This window comes from Burkholderia sp. Nafp2/4-1b (genome assembly GCF_003635165.1).
Classification (GTDB): Bacteria; Pseudomonadota; Gammaproteobacteria; order Burkholderiales; family Burkholderiaceae; genus Burkholderia.
This window is the reverse complement of sequence record NZ_ML058661.1, coordinates 1-22,354: the sequence shown is the minus strand read 5'-3', so window position 1 is coordinate 22,354 and position 22,354 is coordinate 1. Positions and strand designations below refer to the sequence as shown.

General features: G+C 66.9%; 26 protein-coding genes and 2 pseudogenes. 7 read left to right on the top strand and 21 right to left on the bottom strand.

Annotated elements, in window-relative coordinates:
* Both C7H84_RS35245 and C7H84_RS35240 read left to right on the top strand, forming a co-directional pair.
* A pseudogene (locus C7H84_RS35245) lies at positions 1–225 on the top strand (GDP-mannose 4,6 dehydratase); the annotation flags it as partial.
* 19 nt (positions 226–244) lie between these two features.
* Positions 245–1,366 carry a glycosyltransferase gene (locus C7H84_RS35240; RefSeq protein ID WP_121863099.1) on the top strand — a complete coding sequence of 374 codons (1,122 nt, stop codon included), beginning with the start codon at positions 245–247 and terminating at the stop codon, positions 1,364–1,366.
* 7 nt (positions 1,367–1,373) lie between these two features.
* On the opposite strand, the gene rfbD is transcribed toward C7H84_RS35240, so the two are convergent.
* Genes rfbD through rfbB form a run of 4 tightly spaced genes read right to left on the bottom strand, consistent with a single transcriptional unit; the run spans position 1,374 to position 4,793 of the window.
* Positions 1,374–2,270: a dTDP-4-dehydrorhamnose reductase gene (gene rfbD / locus C7H84_RS35235; protein WP_121863098.1), complete on the bottom strand. Its 897-nt coding sequence runs from the start codon at positions 2,268–2,270 to the stop codon at positions 1,374–1,376.
* Positions 2,271–2,290: 20 nt separating this feature from the next.
* Positions 2,291–2,842 (bottom strand): dTDP-4-dehydrorhamnose 3,5-epimerase, encoded by a 552-nt coding sequence (gene rfbC, locus C7H84_RS35230; protein ID WP_121863097.1) that lies wholly within the window; start codon positions 2,840–2,842, stop codon positions 2,291–2,293.
* Entirely contained in the window at positions 2,827–3,720 is an 894-nt protein-coding gene (rfbA, locus tag C7H84_RS35225; RefSeq protein ID WP_121863096.1) for a glucose-1-phosphate thymidylyltransferase RfbA, read from the bottom strand. The genes rfbC and rfbA overlap by 16 nt, the downstream gene beginning before the upstream one ends.
* Positions 3,721–3,731: 11 nt before the next feature.
* The gene (rfbB, locus tag C7H84_RS35220) at positions 3,732–4,793 is read right to left on the bottom strand and encodes a dTDP-glucose 4,6-dehydratase (RefSeq protein ID WP_121863095.1); all 1,062 of its coding nucleotides are present in this window, start codon (positions 4,791–4,793) and stop codon (positions 3,732–3,734) included.
* A 290-nt stretch (positions 4,794–5,083) separates the two neighbouring features.
* Here rfbB and C7H84_RS35215 point away from each other — a divergent pair, with 290 nt between their 5' ends.
* Positions 5,084–5,923, top strand: a complete 840-nt coding sequence (locus C7H84_RS35215; protein ID WP_121863094.1) for a symmetrical bis(5'-nucleosyl)-tetraphosphatase — start codon at positions 5,084–5,086, stop codon at positions 5,921–5,923.
* 42 nt (positions 5,924–5,965) lie between these two features.
* Here C7H84_RS35215 and C7H84_RS35210 read toward each other — a convergent pair whose 3' ends face one another.
* The 8 genes from C7H84_RS35210 to C7H84_RS35175 all read right to left on the bottom strand — a co-directional run bounded on the left by C7H84_RS35210 (position 5,966) and on the right by C7H84_RS35175 (position 12,582).
* Positions 5,966–6,823 carry a lysophospholipid acyltransferase family protein gene (locus tag C7H84_RS35210; RefSeq protein ID WP_121863093.1) on the bottom strand — a complete coding sequence of 286 codons (858 nt, stop codon included), beginning with the start codon at positions 6,821–6,823 and terminating at the stop codon, positions 5,966–5,968.
* Between the two features lie 19 nt (positions 6,824–6,842).
* Positions 6,843–8,120: a dihydroorotase gene (locus tag C7H84_RS35205; RefSeq protein WP_121863092.1), complete on the bottom strand. Its 1,278-nt coding sequence runs from the start codon at positions 8,118–8,120 to the stop codon at positions 6,843–6,845.
* Positions 8,121–8,180: 60 nt separating this feature from the next.
* A complete protein-coding gene (locus C7H84_RS35200; RefSeq protein ID WP_044846292.1) occupies positions 8,181–9,212 on the bottom strand; it encodes an aspartate carbamoyltransferase catalytic subunit in 1,032 nt (343 codons plus the stop codon).
* Between the two features lie 74 nt (positions 9,213–9,286).
* On the bottom strand, positions 9,287–9,802 hold the full coding sequence (gene pyrR / locus C7H84_RS35195) for a bifunctional pyr operon transcriptional regulator/uracil phosphoribosyltransferase PyrR (RefSeq protein ID WP_121863091.1): 516 nt from the start codon (positions 9,800–9,802) through the stop codon (positions 9,287–9,289).
* Positions 9,789–10,238 carry a Holliday junction resolvase RuvX gene (gene ruvX, locus C7H84_RS35190; RefSeq protein ID WP_121863090.1) on the bottom strand — a complete coding sequence of 150 codons (450 nt, stop codon included), beginning with the start codon at positions 10,236–10,238 and terminating at the stop codon, positions 9,789–9,791. The genes pyrR and ruvX overlap by 14 nt, the downstream gene beginning before the upstream one ends.
* Positions 10,235–10,813: a YqgE/AlgH family protein gene (locus C7H84_RS35185; RefSeq protein ID WP_006751106.1), complete on the bottom strand. Its 579-nt coding sequence runs from the start codon at positions 10,811–10,813 to the stop codon at positions 10,235–10,237. Before C7H84_RS35185 ends, ruvX begins: the two co-directional genes overlap by 4 nt.
* Before the next feature lie 192 nt (positions 10,814–11,005).
* On the bottom strand, positions 11,006–12,307 hold the full coding sequence (locus C7H84_RS35180) for a hypothetical protein (protein ID WP_121863089.1): 1,302 nt from the start codon (positions 12,305–12,307) through the stop codon (positions 11,006–11,008).
* Between the two features lie 104 nt (positions 12,308–12,411).
* Positions 12,412–12,582 carry a rubredoxin gene (locus C7H84_RS35175; RefSeq protein ID WP_004186709.1) on the bottom strand — a complete coding sequence of 57 codons (171 nt, stop codon included), beginning with the start codon at positions 12,580–12,582 and terminating at the stop codon, positions 12,412–12,414.
* Between the two features lie 254 nt (positions 12,583–12,836).
* On the opposite strand from C7H84_RS35175, the gene C7H84_RS35170 reads away from it, so the two are divergent.
* The 4 genes from C7H84_RS35170 to C7H84_RS35155 all read left to right on the top strand — a co-directional run bounded on the left by C7H84_RS35170 (position 12,837) and on the right by C7H84_RS35155 (position 15,664).
* On the top strand, positions 12,837–13,703 hold the full coding sequence (locus C7H84_RS35170; RefSeq protein ID WP_121863088.1) for a hydroxymethylpyrimidine/phosphomethylpyrimidine kinase: 867 nt from the start codon (positions 12,837–12,839) through the stop codon (positions 13,701–13,703).
* Positions 13,704–14,097: 394 nt separating this feature from the next.
* Complete coding sequence (locus C7H84_RS35165) at positions 14,098–14,580, top strand: type VI secretion system tube protein Hcp (RefSeq protein WP_121863087.1); 483 nt, start codon at positions 14,098–14,100, stop codon at positions 14,578–14,580.
* 15 nt (positions 14,581–14,595) lie between these two features.
* A complete protein-coding gene (locus tag C7H84_RS35160; RefSeq protein ID WP_121863086.1) occupies positions 14,596–15,210 on the top strand; it encodes an N-acetylmuramoyl-L-alanine amidase in 615 nt (204 codons plus the stop codon).
* 4 nt (positions 15,211–15,214) lie between these two features.
* Positions 15,215–15,664 (top strand): hypothetical protein, encoded by a 450-nt coding sequence (locus C7H84_RS35155; RefSeq protein ID WP_121863085.1) that lies wholly within the window; start codon positions 15,215–15,217, stop codon positions 15,662–15,664.
* Positions 15,665–15,774: 110 nt separating this feature from the next.
* Here C7H84_RS35155 and groL read toward each other — a convergent pair whose 3' ends face one another.
* The 9 genes and pseudogenes from groL to C7H84_RS35110 all read right to left on the bottom strand — a co-directional run.
* Entirely contained in the window at positions 15,775–17,415 is a 1,641-nt protein-coding gene (gene groL / locus C7H84_RS35150) for a chaperonin GroEL (RefSeq protein WP_121863084.1), read from the bottom strand.
* Positions 17,416–17,459: 44 nt separating this feature from the next.
* Complete coding sequence (locus tag C7H84_RS35145; protein WP_011544732.1) at positions 17,460–17,753, bottom strand: co-chaperone GroES; 294 nt, start codon at positions 17,751–17,753, stop codon at positions 17,460–17,462.
* Between the two features lie 429 nt (positions 17,754–18,182).
* Entirely contained in the window at positions 18,183–18,692 is a 510-nt protein-coding gene (locus C7H84_RS35140; RefSeq protein WP_121863083.1) for an SRPBCC family protein, read from the bottom strand.
* Positions 18,693–18,764: 72 nt separating this feature from the next.
* Entirely contained in the window at positions 18,765–19,397 is a 633-nt protein-coding gene (locus C7H84_RS35135; RefSeq protein WP_121863082.1) for a DUF1571 domain-containing protein, read from the bottom strand.
* A complete protein-coding gene (locus C7H84_RS35130) occupies positions 19,394–19,801 on the bottom strand; it encodes a quinol oxidase (RefSeq protein WP_121863100.1) in 408 nt (135 codons plus the stop codon). The genes C7H84_RS35135 and C7H84_RS35130 overlap by 4 nt, the downstream gene beginning before the upstream one ends.
* 48 nt (positions 19,802–19,849) lie before the next feature.
* Positions 19,850–20,638, bottom strand: a complete 789-nt coding sequence (locus C7H84_RS35125; RefSeq protein ID WP_121863081.1) for an anti-sigma factor — start codon at positions 20,636–20,638, stop codon at positions 19,850–19,852.
* The gene (locus tag C7H84_RS35120; protein WP_121863080.1) at positions 20,638–21,153 is read right to left on the bottom strand and encodes a sigma-70 family RNA polymerase sigma factor; all 516 of its coding nucleotides are present in this window, start codon (positions 21,151–21,153) and stop codon (positions 20,638–20,640) included. Before C7H84_RS35120 ends, C7H84_RS35125 begins: the two co-directional genes overlap by 1 nt.
* Before the next feature lie 62 nt (positions 21,154–21,215).
* Positions 21,216–21,575 (bottom strand): hypothetical protein, encoded by a 360-nt coding sequence (locus C7H84_RS35115; protein ID WP_121863079.1) that lies wholly within the window; start codon positions 21,573–21,575, stop codon positions 21,216–21,218.
* A gap of 277 nt (positions 21,576–21,852) precedes the next feature.
* Positions 21,853–22,354, bottom strand: a pseudogene (locus C7H84_RS35110) (hypothetical protein); the annotation flags it as partial.

The window sequence follows — 22,354 nt, the reverse complement described above, 5'->3', positions numbered from 1 at the left end:
ACCGTGAACGTGTGCAGCGGCATCGCGCATTCGCTGACCGACATCGTCGACATGTGCCGCGAGATCTCGGGACATGACCTCAGCGTCGAGGTCAACCCGGCGTTCGTTCGTGCGAACGAGGTCAAGATGCTGACCGGCGTGCCGGACAAGCTGCGGGCCGCCGTGCCGGACATCGCGCCGATCGATCTGCGTTCGACGCTGAGCTGGATGCTTGCAGCAGACTAACCGGACCTACCGACCCGCAATGCGCGTCCTGCACTTCTACAAAACGTATAAACCCGACTCGATGGGCGGCGTCGAGCAGATGATCTGGCACATCTGCGACGGCGTCGCCGCACGCGGCATCCGCAGCGACGTGCTGACCGTCAGCCGCAACACGTCGACGGTCGATCTCGGCAGTCACCTGCACCACCGCGCGAAGGTCACGATCGATATCGCGTCGTCGCCGTTCTCCGTGTCGGCGTTTCGCCTGTACCGGGAGCTGGTGCGCGACGCCGATATCGTGCACTACCATTTCCCATGGCCGTTCGCGGACATGGTCCATCTGAGCGCAGGTACCGGCAAGCCGTCGGTCGTCACCTATCATTCGGACATCATCCGGCAGAAGAACCTGCTGAAGGTGTATCGGCCGCTGATGCTGCGCTTCCTCGACTCGGTCACGCGCATTGTCGCGACGTCGCCGAATTACGTCGCCACGAGCCCGGTGCTGCAGCGCTTCCGCGACAAGGTGGACGTCGTGCCGATCGGCATCGACGAAGCCGCTTATCCGCGTGCGACCGAGGCGACGCTCGCGCGCTGGCGGCGCGAAGTTGGCGGCAAGTTCTTCCTGTTCGTCGGCAACCTGCGCTACTACAAGGGGCTGCACCTGCTGCTCGACGCGTTGCACGGTACCGGCCACCGCGTCGTGATCGTCGGTGCCGGCCCGATGGAGCAGGAACTGAAGGCGCAGGCGCGCAGGCTCGGCGTCGAGGGCCAATTGCTGTTTACCGGCGCATCGCCCGACGAAGACAAGATCGCGCTGCTCGAGCTCTGCGAGGCGCTCGTCTTCCCGTCGCATCTGCGCTCCGAGGCGTTCGGGATCTCGCTGCTCGAGGCGTCGATGTTCGGCAAGCCGATGGTGTCGATGGAAATCGGGACCGGCACGTCGTTCGTCAACGTGGACGGCGAGACGGGGTTGGTCGTCCCGCTCGGCGACACGCCTGCGCTGCGCAATGCGCTCGACACGCTATCGAACGATGCGGCGCTCGCGGCCCGGTTCGGCGCAGCCGCACGGCAACGCTACGAAGCGCGCTTCACCGCGGACAAGATGGTCGACGGCTACGTCGAGATCTACGAGCGCGTGTTGCGGGAGCGGCGGCACGCCTGAGCCGTCGTCAGCCGTCCATGCCGTCCAGGCAGAGGCGCAATGCATCGCGCCATTGCGGCGCCGCGAGGCCGAATGCCCGCGCGAAGCGGTCGTTCGCCAGGCGCGAATTGACCGGTCTCGACGCGGGCGTCGGATAGGCCGAGGCCGGAATCGGCAAGACCGTCGGCACGCGTTCCACGCGTGCCTGCTCGAAGATGGCCGTTGCGAATTCGTACCACGAGGCGGCCCCCGCCGCCGTCATGTGATAGAGCCCGCCGTGCCGGCGCCACCACGCGTCGGCGTCGTCCGCTGCAAGCGCCTGCGCAACGATGTGCGCCGTCAGCGCCGCGATCGTCTCGGACCACGTTGGAGCGCCGAACTGGTCCGCTACGATGTTCAATTCGTCCCGTTCCTTCGCCAGACGCAGCATCGTCGTCAGGAAGTTGCGCCCTCGCGCGCTGTAGACCCAGCTCGTGCGCAGGATCAGGTGACGTCCGCCGACCGCCGCGATGCCCTGCTCGCCCGCCACCTTCGACCGGCCGTAGACGTTCAGCGGGTTCGTCGCATCAGTCTCGACATAGGGCTCGGCCTTCATCCCGTCGAACACGTAGTCCGTCGAATAATGAATCAGCGCGGCACCGACCTGTTCGGCCGCTTCGGCGAGCACGCGCGGCGCATCCGCGTTGATCGCCATCGCGAGATCGCGCTCGCGCTCGGCGATGTCGACGGCTGTATGGGCGGCGGGATTGACGATCAGCGTCGGGCGGATCGTGTGCACAACCTCCCGGATCCGGTCCGGACGCCCGAGATCGAGCGCCGTCCGGTCGAGCCCGACGATCTCGCCGAGGCCCTGCAGATGGCGCAACAGCGCGAAGCCGACCTGGCCGCCGGTGCCCGTCACGAGAATGGTGGGTTTGCGTTGCATCGTATCGCTCCGGCTCGCCCTCACTCGTACACGTCGGCATCGGCCAGCCGCTTGCCGGCCGCATCCTTCGCCGCCAGTTGCGGTTCGCCGTCGCAGCGCCAATCGATGCCGAGCGCGGGATCGTTCCACAACAGGCACCGCTCGTGTTCCGGGTACCAGTAATCGGTCGTCTTGTAGAGAAACTGCGCAGTGTCGGACAGCACGACGAAGCCGTGCGCAAAGCCCGGCGGCACCCACAGCTGGCGATGATTGTCACCGGTCAGCACGACGCCCGCCCACTTGCCGAAGTTGGGCGAGCTGCGGCGAAGGTCGACCGCGACGTCAAACACCTCGCCGTCGACCACGCGCACGAGCTTCCCCTGCGCATGCTCGATCTGGTAGTGCAGCCCGCGCAGCACCCCCTTCGCCGAACGCGAGTGGTTATCCTGAACGAAGTCGACACCGGCCTCGACATGCTCGGCGAATTCGCGTGCGTTGAAGCTCTCGTAAAAGAATCCCCGCGCATCGCCGAACACTTTCGGCTCGATGAGCTTGACTTCGGGCAATGCGGTTGCGGTTACTTGGATAGCCATGCGACCTGGTCCGTCAGGATGTTCTTGAGATACTGCCCATATGCGTTTTTCGCCAGCGGCTGCGCGAGCTTCAGCACCTGCTCCGCATCGATCCAGCGGCGGCGATACGCAATTTCCTCCGGGCACGCGACGACCAGCCCCTGCCGCTTCTGAAGCGTGGCGATGAAGCTCGCCGCCTCGATCAGCGAATCGTGCGTGCCGGTGTCGAGCCACGCATAGCCGCGCCCCATGATCTCGACGTTGAGCGACCCATCCGCAAGATAGCGCGAATTGACGTCGGTGATTTCCAGCTCGCCGCGCGCCGACGGCTTGATGTCGGCCGCGATGTCGCACACGCGGTTATCGTAGAAGTACAGGCCCGTAACCGCATAGCTCGAGCGCGGCTTCGCCGGCTTCTCTTCAATCGACAACGCGCGGAACGACTGGTCGAATTCGACCACGCCATAGCGTTCGGGATCGTGCACGTGATAGGCGAACACGGTCGCGCCCGTGTCGCGTGCATCGGCACGTTCGAGCTGCTTCGCGAGATCGTGCCCGTAGAAGATGTTGTCGCCGAGGATCAGCGCCGACGGATCGTTGCCGACGAAATCGCAGCCGATCAGGAATGCCTGCGCGAGACCGTCCGGCGACGGCTGAACCGCGTACTGAATATTCATTCCCCACTGGCTGCCATCGCCGAGCATCGCCTCGAAGCGCGGCGTATCCTGCGGCGTGGAAATGATCAGCACGTCACGGATGCCCGCGACCATCAACGTCGACAGCGGATAGTAGATCATCGGCTTGTCGTAGACGGGCAGCAACTGCTTCGATACGACATGCGTGACCGGGTACAACCGTGTGCCGGAACCGCCGGCGAGAATGATGCCTTTGCGTGCCATGGGGTGAGCTCTCAGTTTCGTTCCGCGTAATTGGTTTCGACCCACTTTCGATATTCGCCCGACGCGACTTCGTCGACCCATTGCTGGTGATCGAGGTACCACTGCACCGTGCGGGCAAGCCCGGTCTCGAACGTTTCGGCGGGACGCCAGCCGAGTTCACGCTCGAGCTTGCGCGCGTCGATCGCATAGCGGCGATCGTGGCCTGGACGGTCCTTCACGTACGTGATCTGGTCGCGGTACGAGCCGACCGCCTTCGGTCGGGCACGATCGAGCAGGTCGCACAGCGTGTGCACGACTTCGAGATTCGTCTTTTCGTTCCAGCCGCCGATATTGTAGGTTTCCCCGGGCACGCCGCGTGCGAGCACTTCGCGGATCGCACTGCAATGGTCGCCGACGTACAGCCAGTCGCGCACGTTCAGGCCGTCGCCGTACACGGGCAGCGGCTTGCCGGCGAGCGCGTTCGCAATCATCAGCGGGATCAGTTTCTCGGGAAACTGATACGGGCCGTAGTTGTTCGAGCAATTCGTGGTGAGCGTCGGCAGGCCGTAGGTATGATGATAGGCGCGTACGAGATGATCCGAACCCGCCTTCGTGGCCGAATACGGGCTGTTCGGCGCATAGGGCGTCGTTTCGGAGAATTGCGGATCGGTGGCCGACAGCGAGCCGAACACCTCGTCGGTCGACACGTGCAGGAACCGGAAGGCCGCCTTGTCGGCATCGCCGAGACCGCTCCAGTATGTGCGCGCCGCTTCGAGCAGCGTGAACGTGCCGACGACGTTGGTTTGCACGAAATCGGCCGGCCCGTGAATCGAGCGATCGACGTGGCTTTCCGCCGCGAAATGCAGGACGGCGCGCGGCTTCGCGTCCGCGAACAGCGCATCGAGTGCTTCGCGATCGCAAATATCGACGCGCGCGAACACGTGCGCGGGATTCTTTTCGACGGATTGCAGCGTGCGGAGATTGCCCGCATAGGTGAGCTTGTCGACGTTGAGCACGGCTTCGTCGGATTGATTCAGCCAGTCGAGCACGAAGTTGGCACCGATAAATCCCGCACCGCCCGTAATCAGAATCATGAGAGTCTCTCTAGTAGTACGCGGCGGGCACCGGATGGTACCGCCCGCTGTCAACTTGCCAGTGCAAATCGCCGTCACGTCCGGGCCGAAATTTTACCGGATCATCCTTACTGGTCCGCGAAGACTGTAAAAATCGCACAACCGGCAAACCGCCGCTGCGCCGACCGTGCCGACGCTTCATTACGCGCACCCGACAGTCGATTATCATGAGATCGCAATCGACGCATCGCCGTGGCCTCGCCGCTTGCGCCCGTCACGACTTCAACCTCCTCGACAACGCACCTGACTTCATGACCGAGCCCCCCATCGCCATCGGCGACATCCAAGGCTGTCATTCAGCTTTCCAGACATTGCTCGAAAAGCTTTCAGCCTCCGCCGACACCCCGCTATGGATCGCCGGCGACATCGTGAACCGCGGCCCGGGCTCCCTCGCCGCGCTACGCACGCTGGTCGACCTCGGCCCGCGCGTGACGGCAATCCTCGGCAACCACGACCTGCACCTGCTCGCCGTCTCGGCCGGCATCCGCACCGAGCGCCCGGGCGACACCATCGGCGAGATCCTTGACGCCCCCGATGCCGAAGCCCTGCTCGACTGGGTCCGTCACCGCCCGTTCGCGCACTTCGAAAACGACATGCTGCTGGTACACGCGGGCGTTCTGCCGCAGTGGGACACCACGCTCGCGCTCGAACTCGCAGACGAACTCCAGCGCGCGCTGCGCGCCCCCGACTGGCGCGACACGCTTCAAGGCCTGTATGGCAACGAACCGAACCAATGGAGTCCGAACCTGAAAAAACGCGACCGCATGCGCGTCGCGTTCAACGCGTTCACGCGCCTGCGGTTCTGCACGCCCGACGGCGTGATGGAGTTCAAGACCAACGGCGGCCCCGACAGCGCGCCGCCCGGCTACCTGCCGTGGTTCGACGTACCGGCGCGCCGCACGGAAAACGTGACGCTCGTATTCGGCCATTGGGCCGCGCTCGGCCTGATGCTGCGCGACAACGTGATCGCGCTCGATTCGGGATGCGTATGGGGAAATCAGTTGTCGGCCGTGCGACTGACGGCCGACCCGGCACAGCGCACGGTCACGCAGGTGCAGTGCGAAGCCTGCCGCACGGCCGGCGGCGAATAGCCTGCACGGCCCGCACGCATCGCGCACGTGCGGAATGAAACCTCACCCCTCCCGCCCCGGCACCGGCTCCTCGGCCGCCGCATCGCTCGCCGCGCCGGCACCCACTTCGGTGGCCGGATACGCATGCTTCTCGAGCTCCGCGAGCGCCTGCGGCGACGGCTTGCCGACCTTCACCTGCATCGCTGCCAGGGCGGCCGCGATCGCGTCGCGCGCCGCCGCGGAGGTGGCGCGGCGATCGCCGCCCGGCGCGATCGGCTCGCACACGTAAAGGTGCGCGACGAGCGGGCCGCCGCGCAGCACCATGTCGAGCGACTTCCCGAGCGACAGGTCGCCCGTGTAGGCCGGCGCGACCGACTGGCGCCCTTGCGCGTCCTCATACATCAGGCACACCGGCTGCACCGCACAGCCGGCCGACACCGCGGCCTGGAACAGGTTCGCGTGAAACGGCAGCAGCGCCTGCCCGTCCGACGTCGTGCCTTCCGGAAATACGCACATCAGCCCGCCGTTGCGCAGACGCTCGGCCATCTCGTGCATGATCCGCATCGCCTCGGTACGCTTCTCGCGCTGCAGGAACACGGTGTCGAGCTTCTCGGCGAGCCAGCCGACGACCGGCCACTGCCGCACCTCGGCCTTCGACACGAACGGCGTCGGCCGCCACGCGTTGATTGCGTAGATGTCGAGCCACGACACGTGATTGCCGACCACGAGCGCGCTTGCGTCGAGCCGCGCGCCGTCGTTGTGCACGACGAGGCGCATCCCGCAGATCCGCAGCATCTTGATCGACCAGCGCCGCGTCATCTCGGCGCGGCGCGCGGATGTGACATGCGAAAAGCGCAGCGCGACGATTGCCATGCCGCGCAGCAGATGAAAAACGAGACGCAGCTTGCGAAGAGCGGTCATGGCGAGGATCCGGCGTGGTTCAGTGACGCTCGAACGCGACCTGCCCGGCCACGAGCGTCGTGCGCACGCAGGCCGGCAGTTCGTAGCCGAGGAACGGCGAGTTGTGGCCCTGGCTCTTCAGCGCGCGCGGCTCGACGCGCCAGTGCGCACGCGGGTCGAACACGCACAGGTCGGCCGCACCGCCTTCGGTCAGGCGGCCTGCCGGCAATTGCAGCACGTCGGCCGGCGCGGCCGTGATGCGGCGCAGCGCCTGCGCGAGCGGCGTATTGGTTTCGTCGGCCCACTTCACCGTCAGCGACAGCAGCAGCTCGAGCCCCGTCGCACCGGGCGTCGCTTCGCCGAACGGCAGCAGTTTCTCGTCGTCGTCGACCGGCGTGTGGTCGGAGCAGATCGCGTCGATCGTGCCGTCGGCGAGCGCCACGCGGATCGCTTCACGATCGCGCTCGCTGCGCAGCGGCGGATCGAGCCGGAACTGCGAATCGAAGTAGCCGATGTCGACGTCGATCAGGTGCAGATGGTTCACGCCGACGTCGCACGTCACGGGCAGCCCTTCCGCCTTCGCTTCACGCACGAGCGCGAGGCCGGCCGCTGACGACAGCCGCGCGAGGTGCACGCGCGCGCCAGTCACGCGCATCAGTTCGAAGATCGTGTGCAGCGCGATCGTCTCGGCCGCGACCGGCACGCCGGAGAGCCCGAGCCGCGACGCGAGCGGGCCGCTCGCGGCGACGCCGCCGCGCCCGATGAACGCGTCGAGCGGACGCAGCCACGTCGTGTAGCCGTAGGTGCTCGCGTACTGCAGCGCGCGCAGCAGCACCTGCGTGTCGCGCACCGGCACGTTCGCGTGCGTGAAGCCGACGCAGCCGGATTCGGTCAGCGCAACCATCTCGGTGATCACTTCGCCCTTCAGGCCGACAGTGAGCGCGCCGAGCGGATGAACGTTCGCCTGGTGCAGGTTGCGCGCGCGGAACTTGAGCATCTCGACGAGGCCGGGCTCATCGAGCACGGGGTCGGTGTCGGGCGGGCACACGAGGGTCGTGACGCCGCCGGCGACGGCCGCGGCCATCTCGGACGCGAGCGTCGCCTTGTGCTCGTAGCCGGGCTCGCGCAGCCGCGCGCACAGGTCGACGAGGCCGGGGGCGACGATCAGGCCCGACGCGTCGATGGTCTTCTCCGCGTTGAAACCGGCCGGCGCGGTGCCGAACGCGGCGATCTTGCCGTCCGCGACGAATACGTCGGCCTGCCGCTCGGTGCCGGCGACCGGGTCGATCAGCGTGCCGCCTTGGATATGAATCTTCATGCGCTGTGTTGAATGCGTTGATTGCGTTGAGTGCCTGGATCAGGATGCGCGAATGCGGGCTCAGTCGCTGTTGCCGGCGACGATGCCCATCACCGCCATCCGCACGGCGATGCCGAACGTGACCTGGTTGAGGATCACCGACTGCGGACCGTCCGCGACCTGCGAGTCGATCTCGACGCCGCGGTTCATCGGGCCCGGATGCATCACGATCGCGTCGGGCGCGGCGAGCGCGAGGCGCTCGGGCGTCAGGCCCCAGGTCTTGAAGTACTCCTGCGCGGACGGCAGCAGCGCGCCGCTCATCCGCTCGTTCTGCAGGCGCAGCATGATGATCACGTCGACGCCCTTGAGCCCTTCGTCGAGGTTGTGGAACACCTTCACGCCCATCTGCTCGAGGCCGCCCGGCAGCAGCGTGCGCGGCCCGATCGCCCGCACCTCCGGCACGCCGAGCGTGGTGAGCGCATGGATGTCGGAGCGCGCGACGCGCGAATGCAGGATGTCGCCGACGATCGCCACGCGCAGTTTCGTGAAGTCGCGCTTGTAGTGACGGATCGTGTACATGTCGAGCAGGCCCTGCGTCGGGTGCGCGTGGCGGCCGTCGCCTGCATTGATCACGTGCACGTGCGGCGCGCAATGCTCGGCGATCAGGTACGGCGCGCCGCTCGATGCATGGCGCACGACGAACAGGTCGGCATGCATCGCCGACAGGTTGTTGATCGTGTCGAGCAGCGACTCGCCCTTGCTCGTCGACGACGCATTGATGTTCAGGTTCAGCACGTCGGCCGACAGGCGCGTCGCGGCGATCTCGAAGGTGGTGCGCGTGCGCGTCGAGTTCTCGAAGAACAGGTTGAACACCGACTTGCCGCGCAACAGCGGCACCTTCTTCACCTCGCGGTCCGTCACGCTGACGAACTGCTCGGCCGTATCGAGGATGTGGTTGACGATCGAGCGCGGCAGGCCCTCGATCGACAGCAGGTGTTTGAGCTCGCCGTTTTTCGTGAGCTGCGGGTTGCCCTTCAGGAAACCGTAGCGGAATCGCTCGGGGCTCGCGGCCGCAGCGGGATTGCCGGTGCGGCCAGTGGTGTCGGTGGTCATGGTGTGCGTGATTCCAACTATGCAAACGGGCCGCGGCGCGAACCGGCGGCCCGGGATACGGTTGCGCGGTTCGCTCAGGCGCCGTGGGCCTCGACATGCAGCGTGAGCTGCGCGGCTTCGTCGCGCGCGAGCACGAGCGTCGCATCGGCCGGCACGTCGAGCGTGCCGCCCGCGAAGCGCGCGGCGACCGGCAGCTCGCGGCCGCCGCGATCGGCAAGCACCGCAAGTTCGACGGCGGCCGGACGGCCGTAGTCGAACAGTTCGTTGAGCGCGGCGCGCACGGTGCGGCCGGTGTACAGCACGTCGTCGACGAGCACGATGCGCGCGCCGTCGACGTCGAACGGCAGCGCGGTCGGGCTGGCCTGGCTGTGCAGCCCCTTCTTCGCGTAGTCGTCGCGATGCAGTGCGACGTTCACGACGCCGAACGCCGGCGCGCCGAGATCGCGCGCGAGGCGCTCGGCCAGCCACGCGCCGCCGCTGTAGATGCCGGCGAGCCGCGGGCCGCCCGGCTCGGCGAAGGCCGTGCCGTACGCGTCGCGGATCTGGTCGAGCAGGACGCGGTAGAGCGCGTCGGCGTCAATGGGGCTCATGTTCGGACAATTGATCGAGATACTGTTGAAGGATCACGCGCGCGGCCTCGGCATCGAGGATTTCGGCGCGGGCGCGGCCGCGCACGTTGCGCTCGCGCAGCCCGGCCTCGGCCTCGACCGACGAATAGCGCTCGTCGACCCACGTGACCGGCAACCCGAAGCGGCCGTTCAACTGGTTGCCGAAGCGCTTCGCCTGCTGCGTCATCTCGTGCGGCGTGCCGTCCGGATGCATCGGCAGGCCGACGACGAGCGCGTCCGGCCGCCATTCGGCCAGCAACTCGCCGACCGCCTTGAAGCGGTGCTCGCGGTTCAGGTTGGGAATCACGACGAGGGCACGGGCCGAGCGCGTCAGCGCATTGCCGATTGCGACCCCGATCCGCTTCTCGCCGTAGTCGAACGCCAGGAGCGTCGCATCGCGCGCGCTCGCGCCACTCATGCGTGCCCTGCTTCGCCGGACAGCATCGACGAGCTGACGCCGAGCAGTCCGAGCGCGGCCTCGAAGCGTTCCTCGGCCGGCGTGTCGAACACGATGCGCGGATCGGCGGCGACCGTCAGCCAGCCGTTGCGGGAAATTTCTTCCTCGAGCTGCCCGGCGCCCCAGCCTGCATGGCCGAGCGTCAACAGGAAGCGTTTCGGGCCGGTGCCCGTCGCGACCGCCTCGAGCACGTCCTTCGACGTCGTCATCTCGAGCCCGCCCTCGACCGACATCGACGAGTTGTAGTTCGCGCCCTCGACCGGCTCGTGCAGCACGAAGCCGCGCTCGGTCTGCACCGGGCCGCCGAAGTACACGGGAATGTGCAGCAGCGGCTCGATGTCGAGCTTCAGGTCGATGCGGTTGAACAGCGATTCGAGGTCGATGTCGGTGGGACGATTGATGACGAGGCCGAGCGCACCGCGCTCGCTGTGATCGCAAAGATAGACCACCGTTCCTGAAAACGTCGGATCCGCCATGTTCGGCATGGCGATCAGGAACTGGTTGGTGAGATTGATGCGATCGGAAGGCTTTGACATGGTTTGAATTTTAGCAAAGACGCCGCGACCTGACCGGGTCGCGATCAACAAGCAACGACAAGCAACGCCGCGCGACGCTGGCAACGACGCGCGCGGATTACACGGCACTCTAACACGCGCGCGGGCGCTGTCGGCAGCCTGTTGCCGGCCCGTGCGGCAAGGGCTGCCGCCGCGTACGCGCGCTGCTGCGCGTCAGGTCCGGCCGAGCGCCGCGCCGAGTGCTTCGGACGCCGCGGTGAGGTCCGGCGGCGCCATCCCCGCGGCGATCTTCAGCAGCGCGCCGCGCAGCACGTCGGACGCGCGGCCGTGCGCGTCGACGCCGCCGCAGGCGAGCGGCTCGCCATGCGCGGCACGGCGCCACGCGAGGCCAAGCGTGTCGGCCAGCAGCGCCGCGTGGCCGAGCCCGAGCGCGCACGCGGCGGTCCCGACCCGATAGGCGGCGGCCGACGCGCGCCATGCGGCCCCCGGGTCGGCAGCCGCGGGATGGATCGCGAGATCGGCCATCGACGCGTCGGCGGTCTGCAGGAAATCCTCATAGGCGTGCGCGTTGACGGTCACGACACCGAGCATGCGGGTCGGCGCCACCGCGACCGCGTCATGCTCCGCCCGTGCGGCGCCGGCTTCCCACAGCGCCTCGGACGCAGGCGTGCCGGCGACGTGCCAGTCGACGGTCAGGCCGTAGTCGTGCAGCACGTCGACGAGCGCGACATCCTCGGCGGCCGCGCCGAACAGCGCGAAATCGCGCCAGAGCAGCGCAACCGTCTCGCGCACGAGCGCCGGCGGCGCATGGCGCAGGCCCTGCGCGTGGTCACGGAGCAGCAGGTTGGTCCGCGCGAGGAAGCGCTTCAGCTCGGGGGCGGCGCTTGCGCGCAGTGCGCGCAGGCACGCGGCGGCGAGCCGCCAGAAGTCGTACGGAACGCCGTCGGCGAGCGCGGTCAGGGTCGCATCGAGTTCGTCGAGCGCCGCGTCGGACGTGCCGTTCGGCGCGCGCAGCACGCCGAGCAACGCCTCCTCGTAGCGCGCCCGGGCGCGGCTCGCGAACGCGTCGGGCAACGCGCGCAGCGTCGCCGGCGGCACCGCGCGCCCGACGAGCGCGAGCACGTCGAGCGGCACGCTCGCGTGCAGGTCGGCCGCGCTTTGCGCGCGCAGCGCACGGAAATGGTCGAACAGCACCGGCGAGCAGGCCAGCTCGCGCAGATTGTGGCGCCCGACCGCCGCGCGGAAATCGTCCAGCGCGATGCGCCAGGCGGCGAAACCCGGTTCGGCGCCGACGAGCGGCGCCGCGGCGGCCAGTTGCCCCGCGAAGCGGGCGGCCGGCAGCCAGCCGGCCTCCGCGAGCACGGCGGCAGCAGCCGACAGCGGCGCGGCCGCGTCGTCGCGACGCATGAATGCGTCGGCGGCCGCCGCGAGCCACGCGTCGGCTGCCGGCACGGCGCCGCCGCGCGGGTTGGGCAGTGCGTCAGGAGGGGGAACGTTCGCCGGATCGGACGTCATGGACACGCGCGCCTGTCATCGTCAAGTCGCTCGCGCCGGCCGCGGCGCGCAAGCGCCGGGCAATCGCGAGGCTGGAGCCGTGTGTCCGTGGGCCAAGGGTCCGGTCAGATCTGGACCATCTCGAAGTCTTCCTTGCGAGCGCCGCATTCGGGGCACGTCCAGTTGATCGGGACGTCTTCCCAGCGCGTGCCCGGGGCGATGCCCTCTTCGGGCAGCCCGGCTTCTTCGTCATAAATCCAGCCACAAATCAGGCACATCCAGCTCTTGTATTCCATCTTAAGCCGCGTCGGGAAAGTCGGTAAATTCGGGAGCCATGATGGTACCGTGTCGGGGCCGGACTGCCTAGCAATCGCGCTGGAGGACGGCGACTACGTTGCGCTGCGCTAAAAAATCCGTCGTGCGGGCCGGATTCCGCCGCATAATGGCTGCAAAGTGCGGCCTGCCGGGCAACACAGGGCCGAAAACGCCCCCATTCGCCTCGCCGTCCGCAGTTCCGTCGCTTCCCCGTTTTTTCTTGCCCCATTTTTACATGTCCAGCAACGCCCCTCCGATCGTCCTCACCTTCGGCCTGTCCGATCCCACCGGCGGCTCCGGCCTCCAAGCCGATCTGATGACCCTGGCGAGCATGGGCTGTCACGGCGTGTCCGTCCTGACGGGCTATACCGTGCGCGACTCGGCCGCCTGCGACGAAGTGACCGGCCTCGATCCCGATGTCGTCGCCGCCCAGGCGCGCATGCTGCTCGAGGACATGCCGGTCGCCGCGTTCAAGATCGGCGCGGCCACGCGCGCGGAAGTCGTCAGCGCGATCGCCGAAGTGGTCGCCGACTACGACGGCGTGCCGCTCGTGCTCGCACCGGACTTCACGCTCGACGACGAGCACGTGCTCGCCGCCGACGACCTGCGCGAATCGATCGCCGACCTGCTCGCACCGCAGACGACGCTGCTCGTCGCCGACCATGCAACGCTGATCGCGCTCGCGCAGCCGGACGGCGACGCCGAGGCGCCGAACCTCGACGCGGCCGTGTCGCACCTGCTGTCGCAGGGCTGCGAATACATCCTGTCGTCGGAAATGGGCTCGCACCGGCTCGTCAATACGCTGTATGGCGAGGAAGGCCAGCTCCGCGAAGACATGTGGGATCGCTCGCCGCACCGGCTGATGGGCATCACCGACACGCTCGGCGCGGCGATCGCCGCATTACTCGCGAACGGCCAGGAGCCGCCCGAAGCGGTGCGCGAAGCGCAGGAATACCTGTACCAGGCCGTGCGCGACGCGTTCCGGCCCGGCATGGGCGCGCACCTGCCCGACCGGTTCTTCTGGGCGCGCAGCAACGACGATGCGGACACGCCGCCGGCCGTGAAGGCCGATGCGGTGCCGAGGACGTCGCACCGGCATTGAGTCGCGGCAGGGACGCGCCGGCGTTTGAGCGATCGAACGCCGGCCGTCCTTCCCGCCGTCCCAGCAGTGCCCATCCCGTATCGGCACATCGACGCTGACGCATACGATACAGTGACAACGACCGCCGGCTTGGCGCGACACCCTTCCAACCTTCGCCCCTCCGTGCAGCCTGAGATCCGATCCATCGGTCCGCGCAATCACGCCCCTTCAGTCACCGCAGCCGAATCCGCATTCGTGTCGACCCCACTCGTATCGACTCTTGGCTGGCCGATGACCTGACTTCGTACGTTTCAACTTCCAAGCTCGCCGAAAATCGAACCGGTCCAATAGATTGGCCGCCAAGCGCAATGCTAGGGTTCATTTCATTCAATGTGACCGATGCGAAGGAGATGCGATGGCGCAGGACATTTTCCTGAAATTGACCGGCATCAAAGGCGAATCTCGAGATGCCTCTCACCCTGACGAGATCGAGGTATTGGCGTGGGATTGGTCCGCCGACCAGCCATCTATCACGCGCTCAGGGACACGCGGCATTGGCGGCAAGTGCGCGGCCAACGATCTGACCATCGAGCATTATGTCGATCGAGCATCGCCGGTCCTCATGCTGCATTGCCTGAAAGGAAATCACATCGACAGCGCCGTTCTGGTAGCGCGCAACGCCGGCGGCACGCCGCTCGAATACCTGAAGATCACGCTAGACGACGTACTGGTCACGCGAATCCATTCGGTCGCCAATTTGAACATGGCACGGCCGCGAGAGGAGGTCCAACTCTCATTCGCCCGCATCCGGCAGGAGTATGTCGTTCAGAACGCCCGAGGCGGGAGTAGCGGAACGGTCGCAGCTGGATACGACATCAAAACCGGCAAAGCGACCTGAGGAGCGGAGCCAGTCATGCTCTTCATTTCCAAGCAAGGCCATGTCGACGCCGAACGCGTGATCGTCAAAATATATTCGTCCATCGAACGAGGGCCGATGGCACACGTGAACGGAATCGTCGTCCATCAAACCGGCGGCGCCACCGTCTCCAGCACTTTCAATAGCTATGGCAACACCGCGCACGTTCCGAACGGCGCCCATTTCCTGATCGACAAGGACGGCACCATCTATCAGACAGCCTCCTTGAACAGAATCACCAATCATGTCGGCAAATTGCAGTCACGTTGCATCGTCACACTCAAGTGCTCGACCACGGGCCTCGCAACGGCAACGCGTGCGTACCGGGCCGGCCCAGCGGCATTCCATCGTCATGAATCCCGGAAAGCGTTTCCGGACCGCTATCCGTCCAACTCCGATGCAATCGGAATTGAGCTCGTCGGCATGTACTATCCCGACGAGAAAACTGGGGAACCGGTCTATGAAAGCGTCACAACCGAACAAAATTCATCGCTCCAGTGGCTGGTCCGCGAATTGTCCGAGACGTTGAACGTCGAGATGAGCGAGGTCTATCGGCACCCGGAGGTCGGGCGCAAGAACGCCACCGAAGCGAGCACGGCACGGTGGGAATGACGCCATGAATTTCACCAGATGCGTCGCCGCGGTTGCCTTGTGCGTCCCGATCGTCATCTGCCAGGCCAGAGGGGTAAGCGCCGTGACAGTCGAGCAATCCGGCCAGACGTCGGATCCGAACGATGCGCGGGCAAGAGACGCATGCAGCAACTTCACGCCGACTGTCGCCCAGTTGAAGCGGTTCTTTTCCAGAGCGGCGCCGATCGACGGTAAGTTCGTGGCCCACGATTACTACTCGCCCTGCCATTCGAGCGGCACCGTTTCGTTCCCGGACGGCAGTTCGGGAACGTGGCGCGTTTATTCCAGCGGGACCGCGTCACTGACATGGGCGTCGAACGGCACCACGGTCTATCTCTACAACGGCCGCCACAACGGCTGGCACGACCCGTTCGCGTGCAGCTACGGCCTTCACGATGAAGACGACGACGCTTCGTGCTACCTGCCGGGCTTCTGATCCCGATCGCATCCGCGCGCACATAAAAAAAGACCCGCATCGCTGCGGGTCTTTTCTTTTGGCTGGAACGCGCATCGCTGCGCGTTCCGGACACCATCGACCGAAGTCGATTACATGTCCATGCCCATGCCGCCCATGCCGCCCGGCATGCCGCCCGGCATCGGTGCATCTTCCTTCGGCAGTTCTGCGACAGCTGCGTCCGTCGTCAGCAGCAGGCCAGCAACCGAAGCTGCGTTCTGCAGTGCGGTGCGCGTGACCTTGGTCGGGTCGACGACGCCGGCTTCAACCATGTCGACGTACTCGCCCGTTGCTGCGTTGTAGCCGTAGTTGCCATTGCCTGCAGCCACTGCCGCCACGACGACGCTCGCTTCTTCGCCACCGTTCGTGACGATCTGGCGCAGCGGCTCTTCCATCGCGCGCAGCACGATCTTGATGCCGGCGTTCTGGTCGGCGTTCGCGCCGGTCAGGCCTGCGATCGCGGTGCGAGCGCGGATCAGCGCAACGCCGCCGCCTGCCACGATGCCTTCTTCCACAGCCGCGCGCGTTGCGTGCAGTGCGTCTTCGACACGTGCCTTCTTTTCCTTCATTTCGACTTCGGTCGCAGCACCGACCTTGATCACTGCAACGCCGCCGGCCAGCTTGGCCACGCGCTCTTGCAGCTTTTCACGGTCGTAGTCCGACGTCGCTTCTTCGATTTGCGTGCGAACTTGCTTGACGCGCGCTTCGATGTTCACGGCTTCGCCTGCGCCGTCGATGATCGTCGTGTTTTCCTTGCCCACTTCGATGCGCTTCGCCTGGCCCAGTTCTGCCAGCGTTGCCTTCTCGAGCGTCAGGCCGGTTTCTTCCGCGACGACTTGACCGCCGGTCAGGATCGCGATGTCTTCCAGCATGGCCTTGCGGCGATCGCCGAAGCCCGGCGCCTTGACCGCAACGGTCTTCAGGATGCCGCGGATGTTGTTGACGACCAGCGTTGCGAGTGCTTCGCCTTCGACGTCTTCTGCGATGATCAGCAGCGGACGGCCAGCCTTCGCGACTTGCTCGAGCACCGGCAGCAGATCACGGATGTTCGACACCTTCTTGTCGTGCAGCAGCACGAACGGGTTGTCGAGGACGGCGACTTGCTTGTCCGGGTTGTTGATGAAGTACGGCGACAGGTAGCCGCGGTCGAACTGCATGCCTTCGACGACGTCGAGTTCGTCGGCGAGCGACTTGCCGTCTTCGACGGTGATCACGCCTTCCTTGCCGACCTTGTCCATCGCTTCAGCGATGCGATCGCCGATCGACGAGTCGCTGTTCGCCGAGATCGAGCCGACCTGTGCGATTTCCTTGTTCGTCGTGCACGGCTTGCTGATCTTCTTCAGCTCTTCGACAGCCGCTGCGACTGCCTTGTCGATGCCGCGCTTCAGGTCCATCGGGTTCATGCCCGATGCGACGTACTTCATGCCTTCGCGAACGATCGATTGCGCGAGGACGGTTGCCGTCGTCGTGCCGTCGCCTGCGTTGTCGCTGGTCTTGGAAGCCACTTCCTTGACCATTTGCGCGCCCATGTTCTGGAGCTTGTCCTTCAGCTCGATTTCCTTCGCGACCGACACACCGTCCTTGGTGACCGTCGGGCCGCCGAAGCTGCGCTCGAGCACGACGTTGCGGCCCTTCGGACCCAGCGTGACCTTGACTGCGTTGGCGAGAATGTTCACGCCTTCGACCATCTTCGAACGGGCGGAATCGCCGAATACGACGTCTTTAGCTGCCATCTTCTAACTCCTTGAATTCTTGGGAATATGTACCGAGTGGACGCTTACTTCGCGTTGACCACGGCCATGATGTCTTCTTCGCGCATGACCAGCAGTTCCTGGCCGTCGACCTTGACGGTCTGACCAGCGTACTTGCCGAACAGGACGCGATCGCCGACCTTCACGTCGAGCGCGATCGGCGCGCCCTTGTCGTCACGCTTGCCCGGGCCGACCGCGAGGATCTCGCCTTGATCCGGCTTCTCAGCAGCTGCTTCGGGGATCACGATGCCCGAGGCGGTCTTGGTTTCCTGATCCAGGCGCTTGACGATCACGCGATCGTGCAAAGGACGAAGGTTCATATTCACTCCTCTCTTGACTGAGATTGAAGAACGCTTAGGGAATCTGCCCGGCTTATCGCCCGGCAGAGAATTGTTAGCACTCTCGTGCAGCGAGTGCTAATTATATGGACGGGTTTTGACAAATTCAAGAAGGAGCGGCGCAGGTTTTTTCACCCGCCGCGGGGAGCGGGAAAAACGGGGAATAAATCGACAAAGTCCTTTTGAAACAACACGATAGCCTACAATTCCGGCCAGGGACAGCGACCGGGATACGGGATATCCCGGTCATTGCATCGATTTGACACGGGGTAAGCACCGAGTTCCCGCGATCGTCCGGCACCACGTCGGAAAAGCTGTTCGGGCGCCAAATGGCACCCCGCACGCGGGTCGCCGGCCGCTGGATCGCCTGCCGCTGGATCGCCTGCCGACGGATCGCCGCCCGCCCGCTCGTCACATGTCGGGGCAGCCCGCGACCGGCTGGAACGTCCGGCCGTCGGTCTCGACCGTCGCATCGAGCCGGCGCGCGAGCCCTTTCGCGCCTTCGCGCATCACGACGTCGTGATTCCAGATGAACAGCGGCCGCGCGACCGGCTCCAGCCAGTTCATCCAGCGCTCGCGCGTACGGATGTGCCAGTCGTAGCGCACGACGGTGCGTGTCCCGTCGCCCGAGAACGACCAGCGGCCGTCGCCTTCGATCGCGCCGCTCGCACGGCCTTCGAGCACGTGCGGCGGCTCGACGCGCAGCACACGCATGTCGAAAGTGAGCCGGTACGGCAGTGCGCCTTTCCACGTATAGCGCTGCAGCGCGCCGACGCCGCGCGCGTCGCCGCGCTCGATCTCGACGGTCCGCACGGCGCTCTTCCACCAGTCGGGCCAGCGGTCGACCTGGTAGATCGCGTCCCAGACCGCCGCGAGCGGCGCGTCCACGCGCCACGTCGTCGAGAACCGGTATTCCGCCATGCAGCCTCCGAAGCGAATCGGGATCAACAGCAGGATCGAAAGCGAAATCGGCCGCCTGATCGGGCGCGAAAATCAGGGCGCGAAAAAGCGGGCCGGAAACGCGACGTCGATCTCGACGTCGTCGAGTGTCACCGTTTCGAGCGGCGCGCCGTCGTCGTCCGCGAAGCTGACGACCTTAAGCGGAAAGCCGTCCTCGGTGTCGAGCCACAGCTCGTAGCGATGCACGCCGTCGACCACGTGCGCCGGCGCGCCCGTCACCGACACGCGCAGCGCCGGCCGGCCGCCGATGCTTTCCTTGCCTTCGGTCACGGTCGCGCCGCCCTGCTGCAGCGCATGCACGTTGCGCAGCAGCTCGCCGACGTCCGACCGGTCGACCCGATGGCCGCTGCGGTCGCGCAGCAGCGGATTCGACGGCGACATCGTCAGTGCGGGCAGCGCATGTTCGCCGAACGGGCGCAGCCGGACCTTGCCGGCGCCGGGATCATACGCGAGCACCGCGCCATGATGCGGCGACACGAAGTCCATCCGGACGAAACCCGGTTTCAGGTACGCATAGTGGAATTCGGCGTGCTCGCCATTGCGCGCCGACGAGCGGATCGTCGCGCGATACGAGTGGACGTGATCGAAATGCGCCTGCGCGACGGTTACGGGGTCGGCTGTCATGCTCGCTCCTATCAGGCTTGCGGCCAGCAACGCGGCGATCACGGCGCCGCCTCGACGTCGAGCACGCCTTCCATTCCGCGCTCGCGATGGCTGCGCAGGAACAGCAGCCGATGCGTGCAATAGTAGGCGAAGCGGCCCGACGCCGTCGGCGTGAAGCGAAACGTACGCGGCGTCGTGCCCAGTTCGGTGCGCACCGCGATGCCGGCCTGCGGCGCGTCGATTTCGAAACTGTGCGGCACGACGCCCGGTTCGGACGATACGGTCAGCTCGACCGGCGCATGCGCGCGGACGATCACGTGATTCGGCCGAAAGAAATAGCTGCCGCCGACGATCGTCACCCGCTGCACGCCGTCGGCGTCCACCGGCACGCGCACCGCGGCGTCGCCGTCCGCCCGCGCGAGCCCCGCGCCCGCCGCAAGTATCGTCACCGCCGCCACCCTCGCCATCGCCGCCTTCGTGTTCATTTTCCGCTCTCCCTGCCGATGCCCCGTGCGTCACCCCTTCCACGCGTCGGTCGACCCGCCGAGCGCCCCGCACGCTTCGATCGCGATCTCGCGCAGGCGCCGTTCGTCGCCACGACCGGACAGCGCATAACCCATGCCGCGATCCGACCAGAAATACGTGTAGCGGCCGTCGGCGGACCTGGCCCGCGGCGCGAGGCGTCGTGCGTCGTAGGCCGTCAGGTACAGCGTCACGCGCGTGCCGTCCGCACGCTGGTACATCAGCTGCGCTGCCGGCCCCGCGTCGCCCGGCAGCAGACGGCCGCCCAGCAGCGCATAGCCGTATTCGTCGAGCGACGGTGCGCGCACGGTCCGGCCGAGCCGCGCGGACAGCCATCCGGCCAGGCGCGCCGGATCGCGCGCGTCGATTTCCACCGGGTGGTCGCGATCGGCTGCGTACACGGCATATGCGACATCCGCGCGGGCCGCGAACGCCGGCTCGACGCCGAATGTCGTCCAGCCCGCGTGCAGCGCGATGCCGAGCACGAGCCCGGCCGCCAGGCCCGCGCAGGCATAGGCGAACGTGCGCCGGCGCGATGCGCGCCGTTGCACGAACAACGCCGGCGCGGCGGCCGGCAGCGGAAACAGTGCGTGCAACGCGTCGCGTTGCGCGCCGTAATGCGCGAACCGGTCGGCTTCCCGCGGATCGGCCTGCAGGCGCTCGAGCACCTCGCGGCGCTCCGCGTCGGACAGCTCGCCGTCGAGCAGCGCCGACAGCAGCTGGGCCGACGCAGCGGCGCCGTCGTCCCGATCGTTCGAAGGTTTGTGCGGATCGTCGTCCATCATGTCTTCCCGATCACCCGTAGCGTGGCGGCGCCGTGCGCCGGCGGCTCGCCGGACAGCAGCGCACGCATCTGTTCGCGCGCCCGCGACAGCCGCGACATCACCGTCCCCACCGGCACGCCGAGCACCTGGGCGGCGTCGCGGTAGCTCAACTCCTCGAGCGCGACCAGCAGCAGCACCTCGCGCTGCTCGACGGGCAGCCGGTACAGCGCGCGCTGCACGTCGCGCAGCAGCAGACCGCCGACCTCGTCGGCCGGCGCGGCCATCGTCTGCCACGGCGCGGTCGCATCGTCGACCGCGATCTCGTGCCGCGCGCGCAACTGGTCGATGAAGCGGTGGCGCAGCAGCGTCAGCAGCCACGCGCGCAGGTTGCCTGTGTCGCGCGGCGGACGGTTCAGCGCGCGCTCGAGCGTGTCCTGCACGAGATCGTCCGCCCAGGCCCGGTCGCCCGTCAGCGCGCGCGCATACCGCGTGAGATGCGGCAGCCACACCAGCAAGTCCGATTCGTAGCTCATCGGGATGCCTCGCGCGTTGCCGCGCCGTCGAACCGTCCGTCAATCCGTCAGTCTGTCGATCCTCAGGGACGCGCGACGTGCCACATGCCGCCGATCCCGTCGCCGCCCGTGTCGCCGGCCTTGTGGTCCATCTTCCAGCGATACAGCGGGCGGCCTCGGTACGCCCATTGCTTCTTGCCGTCGTCGCGCGTGACGAGGCTCAGGGCACCCGCCGCCTTGTCGTATCCGTCGGCGAGCGCCGGCGGCCAGTTGGCCGCGCACGTGCCGCTGCACGTGCTCTTGCCCGGCGCGTCGTGATCGAACACGTACAGCGTCATGTGATCTTCGTCGACCAGTTTCCCGTCGCCGGCCTGCGGCGGCTCGGCGGCCGCGGGCCGCGCAAACGCGGTCGTCAGCGCGATGGCGAACAGCATCGTCTTCATTTCCCGTTCTCCTTGGCATGGCGGCGCGGCATGGCACTGCCCAACGGGACGTCGACTTCGTCGTGGTCATTATCCCGCTGTCCGGCTGTGCCGCGCCTCGGTAGGTAAACGGACTGGCGCGGCCGGTTATTCCATGCCGCCCCGCACGGCACCCGTATTCGTCCGATTAAGACGCTTCGGAACCCAAAGAAAACGCGGCATGACATTGCTGTCATGCCGCGTGGTACGACGCGTTGCGCGCTGCATGCGATGAATCGCCGCCGCGCGTTCCGGCCGGTTACTTCGGCAGTGCGCCCGTGACGGTCTGGAGCAGCGTCGACACCGGGGCGAGCGGGTTGTTCGCCGAGCCGTTGCCCGAGTGCGGCGTGACCGACAGGCCCGGTGTCGAACCCAGTGCCGTGCCGAGCGTCGTGCCGACCGCATTGACGACCGTCGCCGTCGCGTTGCCGCCCGTCGACAACAACGCACCGGCTGCGCCGGCCGTGCTGCCCGCCGCGCTCGCGCCCGAGCCGAGCAGGCTGCCGCCCGCTGCCGCCGTCGAACCGGCCGCGCCCGACAGCGCGCCGGCCGCCTGCCCGAGGGCAGCCGGACCGTTGCCGAGCGCGCCCGTGACCGAACCGAACGCGCCGGTCAGTGCGCCGGCCGGATTGCCGCCGCCGGTCAGGCCGCTGACCAGGTTCGTGATCGGTGCGATCGGGCTGCTGCCGCCGGCGCCGGACAGCGTGCCGACGACCTGGTTCACGACGCCCTGCACCGGCGCCAGCGGGTTCGTGCCGCCG